Raw genomic sequence first — 17,524 nt, 5'->3', positions numbered from 1 at the left:
CCCGTGTAATGCACGGGTGGGGGTGCTGCAAGTCTGGGTGCGGTAATATGTTACCGTGTGAAAAACTGTTGATTTTACGGGGGTGAACGCCGATTGCTCTTGACGAAGTGCTTTTGCGCACGCATAAGGCGCCCATCTTCAAAGCTTATAGTCTTAACGGAATCACACTCTCATGAAGACCACCCTCTCGCTGAAACCCGCGGAGGTGACGAAGAACTGGATCCTGATCGATGCCGAAGGCCTCGCTCTGGGTCGTCTGGCCGTCATCATCGCGAACCGCCTGCGCGGCAAGCACAAAGCTCAGTTCACCCCGCATGTTGACTGTGGTGACCATGTTGTTGTCATCAACGCCGAAAAAGTGGCGCTGACGGGCAACAAAGCTGGTCAGAAGCTGTTCCACTACCACACGGGTTACCCCGGCGGCATCAAGACCCGCACCATTGCACAGCGTCTGGAAGGCAAGAATCCGGACCATGTTGTGGTGAAGGCTGTTGAACGCATGATCACCCGTGGCCCGCTGCAGCGCCAGCAGATGCGCAGCCTGCACGTCTACGCCGGTGCAGAGCACCCGCATGACGGCCAGCAGCCGCAGAAGCTGGACGTTGCGGCTATGAATCGCAAAAACGTCGTTAACGCGCAGAAAGGCTGAGCATCATGTCTGAAACTCAGGAACGTACAGGCACGCTGGCTGATCTGAAAGACGTGGTTGCCACGGCTCCGGAAGCCCCTGTCTATGAAGTCAAACGCGATGCGCAGGGCCGCTCCTACGCAACGGGCCGTCGTAAAGACGCCGTGGCTCGCGTGTGGATCAAGCCCGGTAAAGGCGACATCACGGTTAACGGTCGTCCCGTTGGCACGTATTTCGCTCGCCCCGTGCTGCGCATGCTGCTGACGCAGCCCTTCCTGGTGGCTGACCGCTACAACCAGTTCGACGTGGTTTGCACCGTCGTTGGTGGTGGTCTGTCCGGTCAGGCTGGCGCTGTTCGTCACGGTATCAGCCGTGCGCTGACGCACTACGAACCCGGCCTGCGCAGCATTCTGAAAGCTGCTGGCTTCCTGACGCGTGACTCTCGTCAGGTTGAACGTAAGAAATACGGTCGCGCCAAAGCACGTCGTTCCTTCCAGTTCAGCAAGCGCTGATCCGGCAAGGACGTCCGCTTACAGCAACGTCAGAAAAAGGCGGGAGAGGGAAACCTCTCCCGCCTTTTTTGTGTTCTGGCGGGTTTGGTCCGGCTGGCTCAGGGTGCGAGGAACGCTTTCACATCCCGCGCCAGAGCGGCCCGGCTGTCCGGGCGGGTATAGAGCATGTGGCCGCCGGGATAGGTGTGCAGGCCAATGCGGTTACGGCCTACGGGGATATGCTCCGCCACCCAGCGTGCGCTGGCAAACGGGCAGGCCAGATCATAATAGCCATTGGCAATAAAGATGCGCAGGGTCGGATTTAAGGCCAGCAGGCGGCGCAGGACGGGAATCTGGTGCGCCATAGGCTCGCCATCGCCCCGGAAGTCCCATGCGGCATTTACCTTCATGCTCAGCAGTTCGTAAGACAGGTCCGTCCGATAGTTGAGCGTCTTGCTGGCATACTGTTCAAACGCGCTGCCATAGGCACGGCCAAAACCGGAGAGGGTCGGGTCCGGGCTGTCACCATTATCCACACCTTCGGGGAAGGGGTCCGCAATGGAGACGGTCGCGTCATACAGCGTGTAGAGGCGTCCGTCCCGGCTGCGGACATCATGCGCCATCGGCTGCGGCTGGCCGCGTTCCTTGGCAATGACGTCCTGCGGCAGGCCGGTGTGGTTGGCGACGTCTTCATAAAAATCACGCGCGGCATCCCCTGTTGGCGGGGTGTTGGCCAGCGTGGAGAGATACGGGCCAAGCGCGTAATGATAGGCCTCATCCAGCTGATGCGCTGCCGTCTCCGGCGTCAGCTTGTGCTGCATGGCGAGTTTGGCGGCTTCAAAGGACGGCAACGTGAGGGCTGAGGCCAGAATGCTGTTGCTGGTATCCAGAAGTCCCATGTCCAGAGCCGGAGAGATCATGATGATGCCGTTCACCATCAGATTCTGCTGCTGTGCCAGGGCTTCTGCGACCTCAATGGAGCGAATACCGCCGTAGCTTTCCCCAACCAGATAACGCGGAGAGGTCAGGCGGCCATTGGTGTTGGCCCAGAGCTGGATGGTCTTGGCAAAGGCTTTGGCATCCTGCTTGACGCCATAAAAGGTTTTGTCGGCTGTTTTCGGGTCGGTCGGCGTGGACCAGCCGGTGCCGGGGGCATCAATAAACACCATGTCGGTGTCGGGCAGCCAGCTATCCGGGTTGAGCGCCAGACGGGCATTGGCGCCATCGGTCGGGTTGCCTGCGGGAAAGGTCAGCGCCGTGGGGCCGGCAGCACCCAAATGCAGGTAAGCCGTAGCCCCCCCCGGGCCGCCATTGAAGAAGAAGGAGACCGGGCGCTTTGCCGGGTCTGCGCCATCCTGCGTATAGGCCACGTAAAAGATGCGGGCCGTGGGTTTGCCAGCATCATCCCGCAGTACAAGCGTGCCCGTGTGGGCCGTGTAGCTGATCTTGTGGCCTGCAAACGCATCTGTGTGGTGGGTTATTGCGTCATCCGGCAGCAGAGCGGCAGCCCCGGTGAACTCTTTGGGGGCTGCTTTGGGGGCGTCTGCATGGGGTGCGGTTGGCGGCGCGGCAGGGGCGGCGTATACCGGGGCAGCAGACAGACAAAGGGCCGTGGCCAAAGCAAGTCCGGCCCGTTTTTGAGGTCTGCGCATGTGTTTGCAGAGTAAAGAAGGCTTGATCATCAGGGTTTATTCTCCAAACACAAAAAAACAGATGTGGGCATGAGAGCAACTCTGCCCTGCTGAGGCAGAATGGGCCATTTTTTGACAAAATTCCCTGTCTAAAACATGCCTGTCTTCCTGAGAGCGCTCAGGACCTATGGAAGGAATATTTATGCAGTTCATTCGGAAAATCGCCATTATGGGGTTGCCGCTTGCAACGGCTCTGGTTTCAGCCACAGCCGCCTACGCTGATCCTTGCCTCTCTCTGAGCTCCTGCGCGCAGCAGCAGGTGCAGCAGGGAGTGGAGAATACGCGGAATGCCGTCAAGACTGATACCAACCAATTTTCATCCAACCTGAAAAATGCCCGCCAGTCCGCACAGGATCAGGCGAAGGCCCGTTGGAACAATGCCAGCGATGCCACCCGCCAGAAGTGGGAAGCGCAGCGTAACAAGGTGACCAACGCGGAGCAGAACGCGAAGGATAAGTGGAACAACGCGAACGAAGAGACCCGTAAAAAATGGGAAGCGCAGCGCGATAAGGTGACCAACGCGGAGCAGAACGCGAAGGACAAGTGGAATAACGCGAGCGATGAGACCCGCAAGAAGTGGGAAGCTCAGCGTGACAGCGTAACCAATGTTGGCAAGAACGCGCAGAACAAATGGAACAATGCCGGGCAGAATGCGAAAAATGCCTGGAAAAGCCAGAAAGACCGCATCAATTCCGACTGGAAAGATGCAACCACGGTGCCCCAGCTGTAAGGCTCTGAGCGTTTAGGCAAGAAAAAGGCCCCTTCCTTTCGGGAGGGGCCTTTTTTGCATCTGATCAAAGATCAGAAGGCTTTGCGTTTCCGGCTGGACGGGCCGCTTTTGCTAAAGCCGCCACCGCCGCCACCACCTTTACGGGGCGGGCGACCACCCGGGCCACCGGCACGCGGCGGACGGCCACCATCACGGCCTGCACCACCACGCGGCGGAGCAGAGGGCTCTACCGTGATTTCATCAGCATCGGCGCCAGCAGCGCAGGACTGGAAGCGCTCGGCTTTATCCTGTGCAATTTCCACCAGCGTGTGGTCGGGCTGGATGCGGATCGCCCCGATATCCTGCTTGCGGATGCCGCCCAGACGGCAGAGCATCGGCACCAGCCATTTCGGGTCTGCGCGGTCTTCACGGCCAACAGACAGGCGGAACCATGAGCCCGGCTCACGCGGGCCACGGTGGTCACCCTCTTCGTCATCGCGGCGCGTGCGTTCACGCGGGGCTTTTTTGACAGAACCCGGAGAAATAACGCGGACGCTGGTCGGTTCCGGCAGGTTGGCGCGCCACATGGCAATCAGAGCCGCAGCCAGCTGATCAGCCGAATGGGTTTCCGTCAGCTTGGTGATCAGCTCATGCATGCCACCGGATTCCGGCACGGCAATGGAGAGCTGCGGAGCAGACAGCAGGCGCTCGGCGTCAGCCTTGGCAATGTCTTCCGGTGTCGGTGCGCCACCCCATTCTGCCGTAACCTTCGCACCTTCCAGCAGGCGTTCAGCCAGCCTTCTGCGTGAGGGCGGAACCAGCAGCACACAGGTGCCCTTACGCCCGGCGCGCCCCGTGCGGCCTGAACGGTGCAGCAGGGTCGCAGGGTTGGACGGCAGGCTTGCGTGGATCACCAGACCGAGGTCCGGAATATCAATGCCACGGGCGGCCACGTCGGTCGCTACGCAGACGCGGGCCTGACCGTGACGCAGGCTTTCAATGGCGCGGCTACGTTCGTTCTGCCCGAGGTCACCAGAGATGGCGACGGAGGAGAAGCCACGCTGCGTCAGGATTCCCTGCAACTGCCGCACGGCTTCACGCGTGTGGCAGAACACAATGGCGGAGGGAGACTCCATCTGGCGCAGCACGTTGACGATGGTGTTCGCCATGTCGGACTGGTCCGTCAGCACGGCGCGGTAGGTAATGTCCGTGTGCGGTGCGCTGCCGCTCTGCGTATCAATGCGCAGGGCGTCCGTCTGATAACGGCGGGCCAGATTGGCAATGTCCCGCGCAATGGTGGCGGAGAACAGCAGGGTGCGGCGTTCCGGCGGGGCGGCTTTCAGCAGGGTTTCCAGCTCATCACGGAAGCCCAGATCAAGCATTTCATCCGCTTCATCCAGCACGACGGCGCGCAGGCTGGACAGCTTGAGCTGCCCGCGGGAGAGATGGTCACACAGGCGGCCCGGCGTGCCGACAACAATGTGGCAGCCAGCGTTCAGGGCACGGGCTTCCACGCGGGGCTCCATACCACCAACGCAGGAGACGATGCGTGCACCGCTGGAGGCATAGAGCCATTCCAGCTCATTACGTACCTGCAGGGCGAGTTCACGCGTAGGGGCAATCACCAGAGCCAGCGGCGCGCCCGGCGGGGGGCAGCGGCCGTTGTCATCCAGCAGGGTGTTCGCCATAGCCAGACCAAAGGCCACGGTTTTACCGGAGCCAGTGCGGGCTGAAACAAGAAGGTCCCGACCTTCGGCGTCAGGTGCCAGAACGGCAGCCTGAACTGGAGTTGCGGATTCGTACCCGCGAGCGGCAAGAGCGCTCGCAAGAGAGGCGGGGGCATTCTGAAAAGGCATTCTACTTTAGGTCCAGGCAACAAGATGTATGGGGGGATAAAGGTTCCCCGCATGAATGGCCAGAGGCCTGGCCGGAGAACTTTTGCCCTAAGCGCTTATCGGTAAGCGTGGTGTGTTACTGGAACGGCAGGTAACGGAAGTCCAGAAATATCTGACTCATGCTTGTATCCGGACCACCGCCCTGACCCTTCCAGGCGTCCCTGCGGGAGTAGGCTAGCTGGGCTCCGGCTTCCACCGTTCCGTAGTGTCCTTTGAAGAAGCGATACCATGCACCCACGGTCGCTTCCATCACGCTGCGGGTGTTGGCCGTGCAGCCCAGAGTGGACAATTCGGTCTCACACCCGAGGTTGGAATAATTGGGGTTTCCGTAGCCGTACGCCCCGCCGCCATAGTTGGAATAGCGGCGTCCGGCTTCCTGATAGCCAAAGAAGCCATACACATCCACACGCGGTGTGGGGTGGGCAATCACGCCGCCCGTGGCCTGAATGGAGGGGATGGGGGCAACATCGCCATCGGCTTTCAGTGTGGCATCAGGCAGCAGCACGGAGCCGTAGCGGCCTATGCCAACGCCAGCCAGCCCGGCCAGACGGACTTCCACCTTATGTGGCAGAACCGGCAGCACCATGGAGCCACCGCCGCCGCCCGCAATGGCGGTATTGTTGTGGCCCTGCCCGAGGGAGGCCACGCGGTCATGCGGGAAATGCAGGATGCCCACGGCCTCGTAATGGCCCCAGTGCGGATCCCACGCCACCTTGCCGATGACATCCGGCGCAATCTCGTTGGAGAAGGGGGCATCATTGGTCAGGCCCGTGCCGTTGCTGCTGACGGTGGCGGTTTTGCCATTGGGCAGCGTGACGGTGCCGTCGGAACTGGTAAAGCCAGTGGTGTCATACAATGTGGCGGAGTTTTCGATGGAAAGCCCCAGCCACAGACGATGCTGGAGGAAATCCTTCACAAAACGGAACTGCAACTGCCGCGCCCATGTCTGGCCTGCCAGCATGGAAGACTCGACGGTTTCCGGCAAACTTTCCTGACGCGGAATAATACCGATACGGCCCGGCGTGAGCATGCTCCATGCCTGACCGGCCAGGAAGTGGAAGTTCAGGTCACTATTATCATACGCCAGATAGGCCTGCCGCATACGGAAGGCATAGCTGTTGCTTTCATATGCATCGGTCGTGGCGGCACCGGCCCCAAAGTCCATTTCAAAAAAGCCGGAAATGGTGGAGTGCGTATCCACATTCCCACGCGCCATGAGCGAGATACGGCTGTAGCGCGCGCTGCCTTCAAAATTATTGGTGTGATAGCGGGACTCGTTAGGATACGGCATCGCCTGCCAGTAATTGAAGGTGCCGGACGCGATATGCCGGTTTTCCACCACGGCGGCAGCATCCAGAAAACCACCCAGAATGAGGGTGACCGGCCCCATATGGAACACGCCGTGGTCACCCAGCGCACCGGCGGCCTGTCCGCCCGCTGTTTCACGCGCATGCGGGCCGACGCTGTTTTCGGCAATGCGGGAAATCATGTCTTCCGCGCGGTGGCCAATCACAGCTTCCACGTCCGGGTGATCATCCTGCCCCGAGAACACAGGCTGCGCATCTGGCCCTGTGACATGGCGGCCAGTGGTGTGCGGTGTGTTCATGGCGGTTGCGGTCGTGCCGGCAGATTCAATGCCCACGTCTTCAGACCCGGTTTCCGGAGACCAGCCTTTATGGCCCGTGCCGCTGCCGCTGCCGCTGCCGCTGCCGCTGCCGCTGCCCGTGGTCGTGTTCCGCGCTGTTGTCAGCGTGTGGTGGCTGCTGCCACTGACTGCGGATTGTGTGGCGGAACTGCCTCCACCATGCGTCAGCGCGGCCCGGTGGGCGGCAATCTGCTTTTGCATGCCCATCAGTGCTTTCTGGAGGGCTTTCTGCTGCTCCTGAATTTGCGCCATCTGGTGTTCCAGCGCTTCGAGAGAGGCCGTTTCATCTTCTGCTGCGTAGGCCGTGCCGGAAAGCTGCATGCTGAGCAGCCCTGTCGCCAGAATAGTGCCAACACAAAGCCATGTCCGCATCTGGCGAGATGCCGGCGCAGGCAGAAGAGAAAAGGTGGTCATTTCTTTAAATATTATCCCCGGAGCAGGTTCATTTATTGTTTGAAACCATTTTGCCGAGCCTTGCGTAAAGACTATTTTTTTAAAAAATAATTTCAGCAGGACCGGCTTCCGCGTTATGAGCACTGCAAATTTTGATGAAGCCGAGTGTCAGGGGGACTGTCTTGTGGCAAAAATGATCCATTCCATGCTGCGTGTTCTTGATGAAGAACGTTCGCTGGCATTTTACGAGACTGCCTTTGGCCTCAAGCCGGTCGATCGGCTGGTGTTTGACAGCTTCACGCTGATCTATCTGGCTAATGACGAGCAGACGTTTGAGCTGGAACTGACCATCAATCACGGCCGCACCGAGCCTTATGCGCTGGGGGATGGATACGGCCATCTGGCTGTTTCTGTTGAGGATCTGGCCTCCGAGCATGCCCGTCTGGATGCCGCAGGCTTCTCGCCAACGCCCATCAAGACGCTGGAAACTAATAACCGCATTATCGGCACCTTCTTTTTCCTGACCGATCCGGACGGGTATAAAATTGAAGTGCTGGGTCGCGGTGAGCCGGGGCGTTTTCTCTAACTTCCATAGCCCTGTTCCATCATGGCATTAGGGGCTGATCTGCCTTATAAGGCGCGGTATGCAGACCTCCTTCTCCAAGATGCACGGGCTTGGGAATGACTTTGTCATTCTCGACGAGCGTGCCGGCCATCTGTCCCTCACCCCCGCGCGGATTGCAGCCCTTGCAGACCGCCGCAGAGGGATTGGCTTTGACCAGCTGGTAACGCTCCGTCCGGCCTGTGCGGAGGGGGCGCATGTGTTTGTGCGCTTCTTCAACCCGGACGGGTCAGAAGCCGGGGCCTGCGGTAATGCGTCCCGCTGTGTGGCGGATCTGGTGTTTCGCCAGACTGGCAACCGTAAGCCCGTGCTGCAAACACGGGCCGGAACCCTGCCAGCCCGGATTGAAGAGAACGGGCTGGTGACAGTCGATATGGGCACCCCAAAGCTGGACTGGCAGGCCGTGCCTCTTGCGGCGGAAATGGACACGCTCCATCTGCCTCTGGATGGAGACCCGGCTGCGGCCTCCATGGGGAACCCACACGCAACTTTTTTTGTGAAAGATTTTTCGATGCTCAGCCATGGCAGTGCGCTGGAGCATGACCCGCTCTTCCCTGACCGCGCCAATATTGGTTTTGCCCGCATAGACAGCCCTGAGAGCATGCGCCTGAAAGTGCATGAACGCGGGGCAGGGGTGACGGAAGCCTGCGGGTCTGGCGCATGTGCTGCGGTGGTCAATGCCGTGCGGCGCGGGTTGGTGGAGCGCCGCTGCACGGTGGAGCTGGATGGCGGTATTTTGCAGATTGAATGGGCTGAAAATGGCCATGTGCTGATGACAGGCCCTGCCGCAACAGCGTTTGACGGGATGGTGGATCTGGCCACCTACGCTTCATGACCCGCCCGGAAATTCTGACATTCGGGTGTCGGCTGAATACGTGGGAAAGCGAAGTCATGCGCGAGCATGCAGCGGCGCTGGAAGACGTGATTATCGTCAACACCTGCGCCGTGACGGGGGAGGCCGAGCGGCAGGCCCGTCAGGCTATCCGCCGCGCGCATCGCGATAATCCGGACGCCCGCATTGTGGTGACGGGCTGCGCCGCGCAGATTGACCCGGACCGCTGGGCCACCCTGCCGGGGGTGACGCGCGTGCTGGGTAATGAAGAAAAGCTGAAAGCGGAAAGCTGGGCTCCCGCCGCCATGAATGAGCCGCTTGCCGTCTCCGACATCATGGCCGCGAAGGAAACCGCCGCGCATCTGGTGACGGAGTTTGCAGGCCGGACGCGTGCTTTTGTGCAGGTTCAGCAGGGGTGTGACCATCGCTGCACCTTCTGCATCATCCCCTTCGGTCGCGGGCCGTCCCGCTCCGCGCCGGTTGGTGTGGTGGTCGAGCAGGTCCGCGCCCTTGTCGAATCGGGCTACCGGGAAGTGGTGCTGACGGGTGTGGACATGACCTCATGGGGCGGGGATCTGCCTGGCACCCCGTCGCTGGGGCAGTTGTGCCGCCGTGTGCTGGGGCTGGTGCCACAGCTTGAGCGCCTGCGTCTGTCCTCCGTTGATCCGGTGGAAATTGACGAGGATATCTGGCGGCTGCTGGAGCATGAGCCGCGCTTCATGCCGTATCTGCATCTCTCGCTTCAGGCCGGGTCGGACCTCATCCTCAAGCGGATGAAGCGTCGCCATCTGGCGGAAGACGCAGCGCGGGTTATTGAGCGTGCCCGCAAATTGCGCCCCGATATCGGCATTGGGGCGGACGTGATTGCCGGATTCCCGACGGAAGATGAGGCGCTGTTTGAAGAAACACGCGCTTTTCTGGAGGCGCAGGGCGTCCCGTATCTGCACGTCTTCCCCTACAGCGAGCGTCCGGGCACCCCGGCGGCGCGGATGCGTGCCGTGCCGGTGCCGGAGCGCAAGGCACGGGCTGCACGGCTGCGGGAAGTCGGTGCAGCCTCGGCTGAGCGGTATTACCAGAGTCTGCTCGGGCAGACTTTGCGCGTGCTGATGGAAACGCCCACGTCAGGGCATAGTGAACAGTTTGCTCCCGTCCGTCTTGCGGAGGGTGAGGCGGAAACGGGTGAGATTATCAGTCTGAAGGCTGTTGCGGTGGATGCCGCGGGTCTGCTGGCGGAAAGGGTTTGAGATGGCGCTAGGTTTTTTTTCACGGCTCAAGAAGGGCCTCTCCCGCTCAACGCAGAAACTGGGCGGCGGCCTCACATCCGTCTTCACCAAGCGCAAGCTGGATGATGAAGCGCTTGAAGAGCTGGAAGACCTGCTGATTACGGCAGACCTCGGCCCTGCTGTGGCAGAGCGCATTATCGACTCGTTCCGCAGCACCCGTTTCGGCACAGAAGTGACGGATGAGGAAATCCGCACCGCACTGGCGGATGAAATTGCCAGCGTGCTGGCACCCGTCGCTATCCCGTTCGAGCCGGATCCGGCACACAAGCCGCATGTGGTGCTGGTGGTGGGCGTGAATGGCGTAGGGAAAACCACGACCATTGGCAAAATGGCCCGCTCTTTCAGCGATCAGGGCAAGAAAGTGATGATGGTGGCAGGCGATACCTTCCGCGCCGCCGCTGTGGAGCAGTTGCAGGTGTGGGGGGAGCGCACCGGCTGTCAGGTGATTGCCGGCGCCCCCAATGCAGATGCTGCCGGTCTGGCGTTTGAAGGTCTGAAGCGCGCCAAGGCGCAGGATGCGGACCTGTTGTTTGTGGATACGGCGGGCCGTTTGCACAACAAAAGCGCGCTGATGGAAGAGCTGGCCAAAATTATTCGCGTCATGCGGAAATTTGATGAGACCGCCCCCCATTCCGTCCTGCTGGTGCTGGATGCCACCACCGGGCAGAACGCCATGGAGCAGGTGCGCGTGTTCCGTGAGCTGGTGAATGTGACAGGCCTTGTGGTCACTAAACTGGATGGCTCGGCCCGTGGCGGTATTGTGGTGGCGCTGGCGGATAGCTTCGGTTTGCCGGTGCATGCCGTGGGTGTGGGGGAGCAGGTGGAAGATCTCCGGCCCTTCTCAGCGCAGGACTTTGCCAAGGGTCTGGTCGGCTCGGCTGAAGCTGAGGCCGAAACTGCATCCTGACGCTGGCGGAATAGTCCGTTAGTGCGCTTTTTTTGCATGCGTGACGGATTTTCCGCTCAGTGCTACGGATGCTTCCTTGACAGGATATGGCAGCGCCGTTAGCAAGCGCCTGCACCCTTCTGGGAGTGCGAAGTATGGGTGAAGACAGCGACGAGTCTTTTGCTAAGCGATTGAGGGAGGCGGAACGCCGCTCCGGTCGGATAGAAGAGGACGAAAAAGCCAGTAAGTCTGAGAAGGATGAACAGTCCCTCCCGGCACTGGCGCTCAGAGCCGGGACGGAAATGATTTCCGCACTGGTGGTTGGGGTCGCTGTAGGGTGGGGGCTGGACCGTTGGTTCCACACCCGCGCTATTTTCCTGATTATCTTCGCGCTGATGGGCGGAAGTGCAGGAGTGCTGAATGTCTGGCGGCTGGTAAAGCCACCGGAACAGTGAGTTGGAAAGCTGAAGGCCCGGCAGGATAGTCCGGGCACAGTGGAGTAGGAGAACGGTTTTGGCGGGCGGTTCCAGTATCGACGTACTTGGTCAGTTCGAGCTTCATCCCGTTCTTGGCGGGCTTGGTGAGGCGCTGCGCTTCAGTCAGTCACCTCTCTACATGATCCTGGCTGCATGCCTGGTTCTGGCGTTCCTGTATTTCGGTATGCGCCCTGCTGCTGTGGTGCCTGGTCGTTTTCAGGCTGCTGCCGAGGTGTGCTACGAATTCATTCACAGCATGGCGGTGGACACCATCGGGCCGGAAGGCACGGCGTTCTTCCCGTTCATCTTCACGCTGTTCTTCTTCATTCTGGCCGGGAACTACATCGGCCTGCTGCCTTTTTCCTTCACCTTCACCAGCCACATTGCAGTGACCCTCGGCCTTGCCGTGATGGTGTTCCTGCTGACGGTGATCGTGTCGCTCAAGGTGCAGGGCTTCCGCTTCTTCGCGCACTTCATGCCGGCTGGTGCCAGCATGTTCCTCGCGCCGCTGCTGATCCCGATTGAGATCCTGTCCTTTCTCTCTCGCCCCGTGAGCCTGTCCATCCGACTGTTTGCAAACATGGTCGCCGGACACGTCATGTTCGATATTTTCGCAAGCTTCGTCATCATGCTCGCCGGTTTTGGTGTGGTGGGTGATGTGTTTGCGATAGGGCCTATTGCCATTAACATGGCGCTGGTGGCTCTTGAGTTGCTTGTTGGTGTGCTGCAGGCCTATGTGTTTGCCATTCTGACGTGCATCTACCTGCGGGAGGCCGTGGCTCACTGAGCTGCTTTGCCCGTTTCGTTTGAACTGTACTTTTTAACAAGGAAGTGACTGATATGGACATCGCTGCAGCCCGGGAAATCGGTGCAGGTATCGCCGTAATCGCCCTCGCCGGCGTTGGTATCGGCCTCGGCAACATCTTTTCAACGCTGGTGAGCAGCATTGCTCGCAACCCCGCATCTCGTCCGCACGTGTTCGGTCTGGGCATGCTGGGCTTCGCGCTGACAGAAGCTATCGCGCTGTTCGCGCTTCTCATCGCGTTCCTGATCCTGTTCGTCTGAGAAAACGGTAGGAAAAGGGAGGCCTTCCTGTGGGTGTCATGATGAAGATTGTCCGTGCCGGTTTACTCGCTACGGTATCCGGTGTGTCTCTTCTGGTAATGGCTGCACCTGGTGCACACGCCGCAGGGATGCCTCAGCTTGATTTTCACAACCCCCTGGTTACCGGTCAGGTAATCTGGGGTGCTGTGATCTTCCTGGGCTTTTACCTGGTGCTGAGCCAGGTCATGCTGCCGCGCGTTGGCCGCGTTCTGGAAGACCGGAGCAAGCGTATCTCGGGTGACCTTGATGTTGCGCGCTCTGCAAAACAGGATGCAGACAAAGCGGTGGCGGAACTCCAGCAGGCGCGTAAAGACGCCATGGCTGAAGCTCAGGCCAATCTGCAGAAAACGCTGGACGCTGAACAGCAGGCTGCAGATCAGAAGCTGGCAGAAATCAATGCCCGTCTTTCAGCTGAAATTGCTGATGCTGAAAAACGTATTGCTGCCGAAAAAGCTCAGGCTTTCGGTACGCTCAAAGAAATTGCTGCTGATACCACGCAGGCGCTCGTTTCTCGCCTGACAGGTGTCACGCCCGACGCCCAGCTTGTGGCGCAGAAGGTTGACGGCGCGATCGCGCACCAGAATATCTGACCGGCTCCGGGAGAACTTATAGTCATGTCTGGCATTTTTCACGAAGCAGGTTTCTGGGTCGCTGTTTCCTTCGTTCTGTTTTTCGTCTTCTTTGGCCGCAAGGTCTGGGCACCCATCACGACTATCCTTGATAGCCGTGCCGCCCGTATCCGGCAGGAGCTGGACGAATCCGCTCAGCTGCGCCGGGAAGCCGAGCAGATGCTGGAAGATGCCACGCGTGAGCGTGAGCAGGCTCTGGTTGAAGCCAAAACCATGGTTGAACAGTCTCTGCAGCATGCTGCAGAACTGGCTGAAAAAGCCCGCGCAGAAGCAGAAGCCGCTGTGCAGCGCCATGAGCAGATGGCACGTGACCGGATTGCTGCCGTAGAACGCGCAGCCATCAAGGAAGTGCGTCAGGCTGCTATTGATGTGGCTGTTGAAGCCGCACGCGGTGTGCTGGGTCAGTCTCTTGACCAGCAGAAGGCGGAAGCTCTGGTCGATCAGGCCATTGCCAACCTGCCGACCGCTCTTGCACGTCACGCTGCCTGAGCGCGCGTTTGCTGATTGATCTGGCTTGAACGCGCTCTCTTCCTCCCGGAGTGGTAATGCTCCGGTTCTGAGCATTGTGATTGCCGTTCTGGATGAGCGGGATAACCTCCCGTTTGTCTGTCAGGAACTGGCGGAAGCCCTTGAGCATCTGCCGGAAACTGAAGTTGTTTTTGTGGATGATGGCAGCCGGGATGATACCGTGGCCGTCCTCCAGAAAATGCGGACCGATGTCCTTCCCGGTCTCCGCGTTCTCTCCCATGACCATTGTTGCGGAAAATCTGCCGCTCTGCGCACCGGCATCACTGCCGCACGGGGCGAGTGGATTGCGACCATTGATGGAGATGGTCAGGATGACCCGCGGGAACTGATTGATCTGCTGCGGCTGGCTCGTTCCGCCAACGGCACGCCCCCGCTTGTGGTCGGTGTGCGGAAAAAGCGGAAAGATGGCTGGTCACGCCGGTTTGCAACCCGCTTTGCCAACGGTCTGCGTCGCCGCTTGCTGCGGGATGAATGCCCGGATACGGGTGCGCCGATCAAACTTTTCCAGCGTGATGCGTTTTTAAAGCTGCCTCAGTTTGAAGGGCTGCATCGCTTCCTGCCCGCGCTGTTTGCGTCTTACGGCGTGCCGTTGCTGTGTCATCCGGTCAAGCATCGTCCGCGGCTGCATGGGCAGTCCAAATATACGAACTTTAACCGTGCTCTGGTGGGTATTCGGGATCTGCTGGGGGTGATCTGGCTGCGGAATCGCACTCGCCTCCCGCGCTCGGTCCGCGAATGCTAAATCCACGCTGGGGCCAGCAACGCCTGTCCGGGCGCGCGCTGGCTTTGCTCGGTTTACTCGCATTTTTCCTGTTTTTACCGGGGCGGGCGTCTACCCCGCCGTTCGACCGTGATGAGCCGCGCTATATGGAAGCGACGGCGCAAATGCTGGAGAGCGGCAATTTTGTGGATGTCCGCTTTCAGGACAAACCCCGCTATCTGCAACCCGCCGGAATTTACTGGCTGGAAGCTGCGTCCGTTGCAGCCACAGGCACGCTGAAAAGCCGCGCCGTCTGGGCGTATCGTCTGCCTTCTCTGCTGGCTATGACGGCCGCAGTGGTGCTGACGGCCTGGATGGGTGCCATGCTGTTTGGCCCGATGGCCGGGATGGGGGCGGGGGTGCTGCTGATGGTTTCTGTGCTGGTGACGGCAGAGAACCGGATGGGCACCATCGATTCCACTCTGCTGCTCAGTGTTCTGCTGGCGCAGGCTGGCCTGCTGCGGGCGCTGTGTGACCGTGAGGCCGCACGCCCCACGCCGGTAAGCACAGCTCTGCTCTATTGGGGCGCGATCGGTTGCGGCCTGATGTTGAAAGGCCCGGTGATTCTCATTCCGTCTCTGGCTACGCCACTGTGTCTGGCAGCTGTGGAACGGAATTTCAGCCTCTGGCGCAGGCTGCGCCCCGCATGGGGCTGGCTGGTGTCTCTGGCTATTCTGCTCCCGTGGTGCATCGCGATTGGCGTGGTCAGCCATGGTGAGTTTTTCCGCCGTGCTGTGGGTACCAATTTTCTGGGTAAGGTGGCCTCTGGCCAGCAGGCGCATGGTCTGCCGCCGGGCTATCATCTGCTGGTCTTCCTGATTGCATTCTGGCCCGGCTCATTTTTTGCGGCAGCGGCTCTGCCTGCTGTCTGGAAAAGCCGGAAGCTGCTGCCAGTCAAATATCTGCTCTGCTGGATTATCCCGCATTGGGTGGTGTTTGAGGCCATTGCGACTAAGCTGCCGCATTATGTGCTGCCAACCTATCCCGCCATTGCCATTTTGACGGCTGGCATGCTGGCGCAGGGCGCGCCGGTCTGGGCTGGCTGGCCGCGTGCGGTCTGGGCGCGTCTGGCCTTAGGGGCTTATGGCGTGCTGTGGACCATTGCCGGCGTTGCACTGGCACTGGCTGGCCCCGTGCTTCTGTGGAAGCTGGAGCATGTGGTTTCTCCCGCAGCGCTGATTCTGGCGGGTGGCAGCCTGCCGTTGATCGCTCTGTCCGTTGTCTTCATCAGTAGGTCCGAACTGCGCAAGGCCGTGCTGACCAGTGCAGCCTGCGCCATGCTGCTCTATACCGGGCTGTTTCTGGTGGTTGTGCCTCACCTGCAAAGCATCTGGCTGGCCCCGCGCCTGACGGCTCTGGTTGCGGCGCATCATCCCTGTGCGCAGACAGAAGTCTCATCCGTCTCGTTTTCTGAGCCCAGCCTTGTGTTCCTGATGGGTGGCAAAGTGCATCTGGAAGGCCCAGAAGACGCCGCACGTCGGATGCTGGGGAATGAGGCCTGTGCCGTAGCGCTCGTCGATGTGCAGAAAAGCGAGGCATTCCTCGCCACCCTCGGCCCCGCCCGCAGCCGTGTGCGCACGTATGGCTCCGTGACCGGGGTAAACTATTCCAACGGCCACCATCTGACGATCAGCCTGTATGGCTTGAAGCCCTAAGAAATACCCAGTTTTTACGCATATGAAAGTAAAACTGTTAGTCTCTGAAAAACAATAATTGATAAATATAAGCCTTAAAGGATAAAAAATGCTGAAATTTGAGGATAAAAAAAATTATATCTTGATGATTTTTCCAGTATTTTTTCTTTGTATCTGCAATTTTTTTATTTTTAATGCAGATGATTTGTACGCGCATTTTTCTGCTGAAGCGAAAGATTCTCTTGTAGTGGGAAACTATGGTAATTACAGGTATTTTATATATGCTCTAAGTTGTCTGCTTCGTTGGATGAGTATAGATTATTTTGATAATATTATTGTTGTTTCATTAATTTATTCATTTGGTCTTGTTTATTTTTGCTGTCAGTTTTCTCGCTATGTGGGAATGAAGCAGGAATATACGATCTTTTTCTGTATTGCTGTGGCTTTTCATGGCTTTATGGCCGATCTGTCATCTTTCACTATGGCCTATTGGAATTATGGTATTTCATGGCTTGCCATGGGTGCCGCGCTTTATTGTCTCCGGACAAATAAGGGTTTCCCGGGAACGTTTGCAGCAATCATGCTGTCAGTCGTTGCTCTGACGTCTTATCAGGTTGCGGCGCAGTTGCTCATCCTTGCAGCAGGCTGCGCTTATCTTCACGCTACAATTTTCAAACCAGAGGCCCGTCCGCCTTGGGGGGTTCTTCTGCGGCCGGTGTTTGTGTACGGGGCCTCCTGTGCGCTTTTTCTTATCATGAAAAAGCTTTTAGGGCCTGAATGGGGGCGTCCAGTTCATTTTGCGGCGCTCATTCATAATATTAACCCATATTTTATCAATGTATGGGATGAATTTTTTGGTGGAAAATATTCTTCTATTTTCCCAATGCATGAAAGATTTTTCTATTTTATTTCTATTATATTTATTTTTTTATATCTCATTTTTGGAATTATCAGAAAAAAAGAATATCACTATTTTGTTTCAGTTATAGTTGTCATGGTTTGTCTGGCGTTTGCAGAAAACCCGTTTAATTTGCCGTTTGATGTATTCTGGCCGTCTCCGCGGTCTTTAACCTGGAGGGTTCGAAAAACCCCTTGGCTCTGAGTTGTTCTGTGTGATTCCATTTTTTTGGCGTTGATTGGGGATGGAGGAAGATGAAGCAATCTGGTTTCTTTGATGTTGAAGAGCGTCTTGCTCGGCTGAGCGGGCTTGGCGATCAACTGGAGGCCTTTTCCCGGACTGTGGATTTTGAGGTGTTCCGCCCTGATCTGGAGCTGGCTCTGGCCTATTCAGACGGAAGTAAAGGCGGACGTCCGCCGT

18 protein-coding genes and 1 pseudogene are annotated in these 17,524 nt (G+C 58.7%); 16 read left to right on the top strand and 3 right to left on the bottom strand.

Annotated features, from left to right (window positions below; genetic code table 11):
- Positions 1-172 precede the first annotated feature (172 nt).
- Positions 173-649 (top strand): 50S ribosomal protein L13, encoded by a 477-nt coding sequence (gene rplM / locus KP703_RS12930; protein WP_062141030.1) that lies wholly within the window; start codon positions 173-175, stop codon positions 647-649.
- A gap of 5 nt (positions 650-654) precedes the next feature.
- Entirely contained in the window at positions 655-1,140 is a 486-nt protein-coding gene (rpsI, locus tag KP703_RS12925; protein ID WP_043549344.1) for a 30S ribosomal protein S9, read from the top strand.
- A gap of 98 nt (positions 1,141-1,238) precedes the next feature.
- On the opposite strand, the gene KP703_RS12920 is transcribed toward rpsI, so the two are convergent.
- Complete coding sequence (locus KP703_RS12920) at positions 1,239-2,771, bottom strand: S10 family peptidase (RefSeq protein ID WP_373687498.1); 1,533 nt, start codon at positions 2,769-2,771, stop codon at positions 1,239-1,241.
- Positions 2,772-2,952: 181 nt separating this feature from the next.
- Between KP703_RS12920 and KP703_RS12915 the strand changes: the two genes are divergently transcribed.
- Positions 2,953-3,540 (top strand): hypothetical protein, encoded by a 588-nt coding sequence (locus KP703_RS12915; protein WP_062274246.1) that lies wholly within the window; start codon positions 2,953-2,955, stop codon positions 3,538-3,540.
- A gap of 71 nt (positions 3,541-3,611) precedes the next feature.
- Here the strand turns inward: KP703_RS12915 and KP703_RS12910 are convergent, their stop codons facing one another.
- Both KP703_RS12910 and KP703_RS12905 read right to left on the bottom strand, forming a co-directional pair.
- Positions 3,612-5,375 carry a DEAD/DEAH box helicase gene (locus KP703_RS12910; protein WP_215755241.1) on the bottom strand — a complete coding sequence of 588 codons (1,764 nt, stop codon included), beginning with the start codon at positions 5,373-5,375 and terminating at the stop codon, positions 3,612-3,614.
- Between the two features lie 115 nt (positions 5,376-5,490).
- A complete protein-coding gene (locus KP703_RS12905; protein WP_215755240.1) occupies positions 5,491-7,473 on the bottom strand; it encodes a hypothetical protein in 1,983 nt (660 codons plus the stop codon).
- A 163-nt stretch (positions 7,474-7,636) separates the two neighbouring features.
- Here KP703_RS12905 and KP703_RS12900 point away from each other — a divergent pair, with 163 nt between their 5' ends.
- The 13 genes and pseudogenes from KP703_RS12900 to KP703_RS12840 all read left to right on the top strand — a co-directional run.
- A complete protein-coding gene (locus KP703_RS12900; protein WP_062274295.1) occupies positions 7,637-8,038 on the top strand; it encodes a VOC family protein in 402 nt (133 codons plus the stop codon).
- A 58-nt stretch (positions 8,039-8,096) separates the two neighbouring features.
- The gene (gene dapF, locus KP703_RS12895) at positions 8,097-8,909 is read left to right on the top strand and encodes a diaminopimelate epimerase (protein WP_062141041.1); all 813 of its coding nucleotides are present in this window, start codon (positions 8,097-8,099) and stop codon (positions 8,907-8,909) included.
- Positions 8,906-10,150 (top strand): tRNA (N(6)-L-threonylcarbamoyladenosine(37)-C(2))-methylthiotransferase MtaB, encoded by a 1,245-nt coding sequence (gene mtaB, locus KP703_RS12890; protein WP_215755239.1) that lies wholly within the window; start codon positions 8,906-8,908, stop codon positions 10,148-10,150. Before dapF ends, mtaB begins: the two co-directional genes overlap by 4 nt.
- Before the next feature lies 1 nt (position 10,151).
- Entirely contained in the window at positions 10,152-11,096 is a 945-nt protein-coding gene (gene ftsY, locus KP703_RS12885) for a signal recognition particle-docking protein FtsY (protein ID WP_215755238.1), read from the top strand.
- 134 nt (positions 11,097-11,230) lie between these two features.
- Positions 11,231-11,530 carry an AtpZ/AtpI family protein gene (locus tag KP703_RS12880; protein ID WP_215755237.1) on the top strand — a complete coding sequence of 100 codons (300 nt, stop codon included), beginning with the start codon at positions 11,231-11,233 and terminating at the stop codon, positions 11,528-11,530.
- Positions 11,531-11,588: 58 nt separating this feature from the next.
- Positions 11,589-12,338: a F0F1 ATP synthase subunit A gene (locus KP703_RS12875; RefSeq protein ID WP_061502640.1), complete on the top strand. Its 750-nt coding sequence runs from the start codon at positions 11,589-11,591 to the stop codon at positions 12,336-12,338.
- A 53-nt stretch (positions 12,339-12,391) separates the two neighbouring features.
- On the top strand, positions 12,392-12,616 hold the full coding sequence (locus tag KP703_RS12870; RefSeq protein ID WP_003624142.1) for an ATP synthase subunit C family protein: 225 nt from the start codon (positions 12,392-12,394) through the stop codon (positions 12,614-12,616).
- A 47-nt stretch (positions 12,617-12,663) separates the two neighbouring features.
- Positions 12,664-13,245: a hypothetical protein gene (locus KP703_RS12865; protein ID WP_081894059.1), complete on the top strand. Its 582-nt coding sequence runs from the start codon at positions 12,664-12,666 to the stop codon at positions 13,243-13,245.
- 33 nt (positions 13,246-13,278) lie between these two features.
- Positions 13,279-13,773, top strand: coding sequence for a F0F1 ATP synthase subunit B (gene atpF / locus KP703_RS12860; protein WP_215755250.1), 495 nt, complete (start codon positions 13,279-13,281; stop codon positions 13,771-13,773).
- A 25-nt stretch (positions 13,774-13,798) separates the two neighbouring features.
- Positions 13,799-14,554, top strand: a complete 756-nt coding sequence (locus KP703_RS12855) for a glycosyltransferase (RefSeq protein ID WP_062141049.1) — start codon at positions 13,799-13,801, stop codon at positions 14,552-14,554.
- On the top strand, positions 14,548-16,227 hold the full coding sequence (locus tag KP703_RS12850) for a glycosyltransferase family 39 protein (protein ID WP_215755236.1): 1,680 nt from the start codon (positions 14,548-14,550) through the stop codon (positions 16,225-16,227). Before KP703_RS12855 ends, KP703_RS12850 begins: the two co-directional genes overlap by 7 nt.
- 88 nt (positions 16,228-16,315) lie before the next feature.
- A complete protein-coding gene (locus KP703_RS12845) occupies positions 16,316-17,308 on the top strand; it encodes a hypothetical protein (RefSeq protein ID WP_215755235.1) in 993 nt (330 codons plus the stop codon).
- A gap of 50 nt (positions 17,309-17,358) precedes the next feature.
- A pseudogene (locus tag KP703_RS12840) lies at positions 17,359-17,524 on the top strand (IS5/IS1182 family transposase); the annotation flags it as partial.

Origin of the sequence: Acetobacter sp. P5B1, from assembly GCF_018811985.1 — a bacterium.
GTDB lineage: Bacteria > Pseudomonadota > Alphaproteobacteria > Acetobacterales > Acetobacteraceae > Acetobacter > Acetobacter cerevisiae.
The sequence above is the reverse complement of the archived record's forward strand: the minus strand, read 5'-3'. Positions and strand labels throughout refer to the sequence as shown.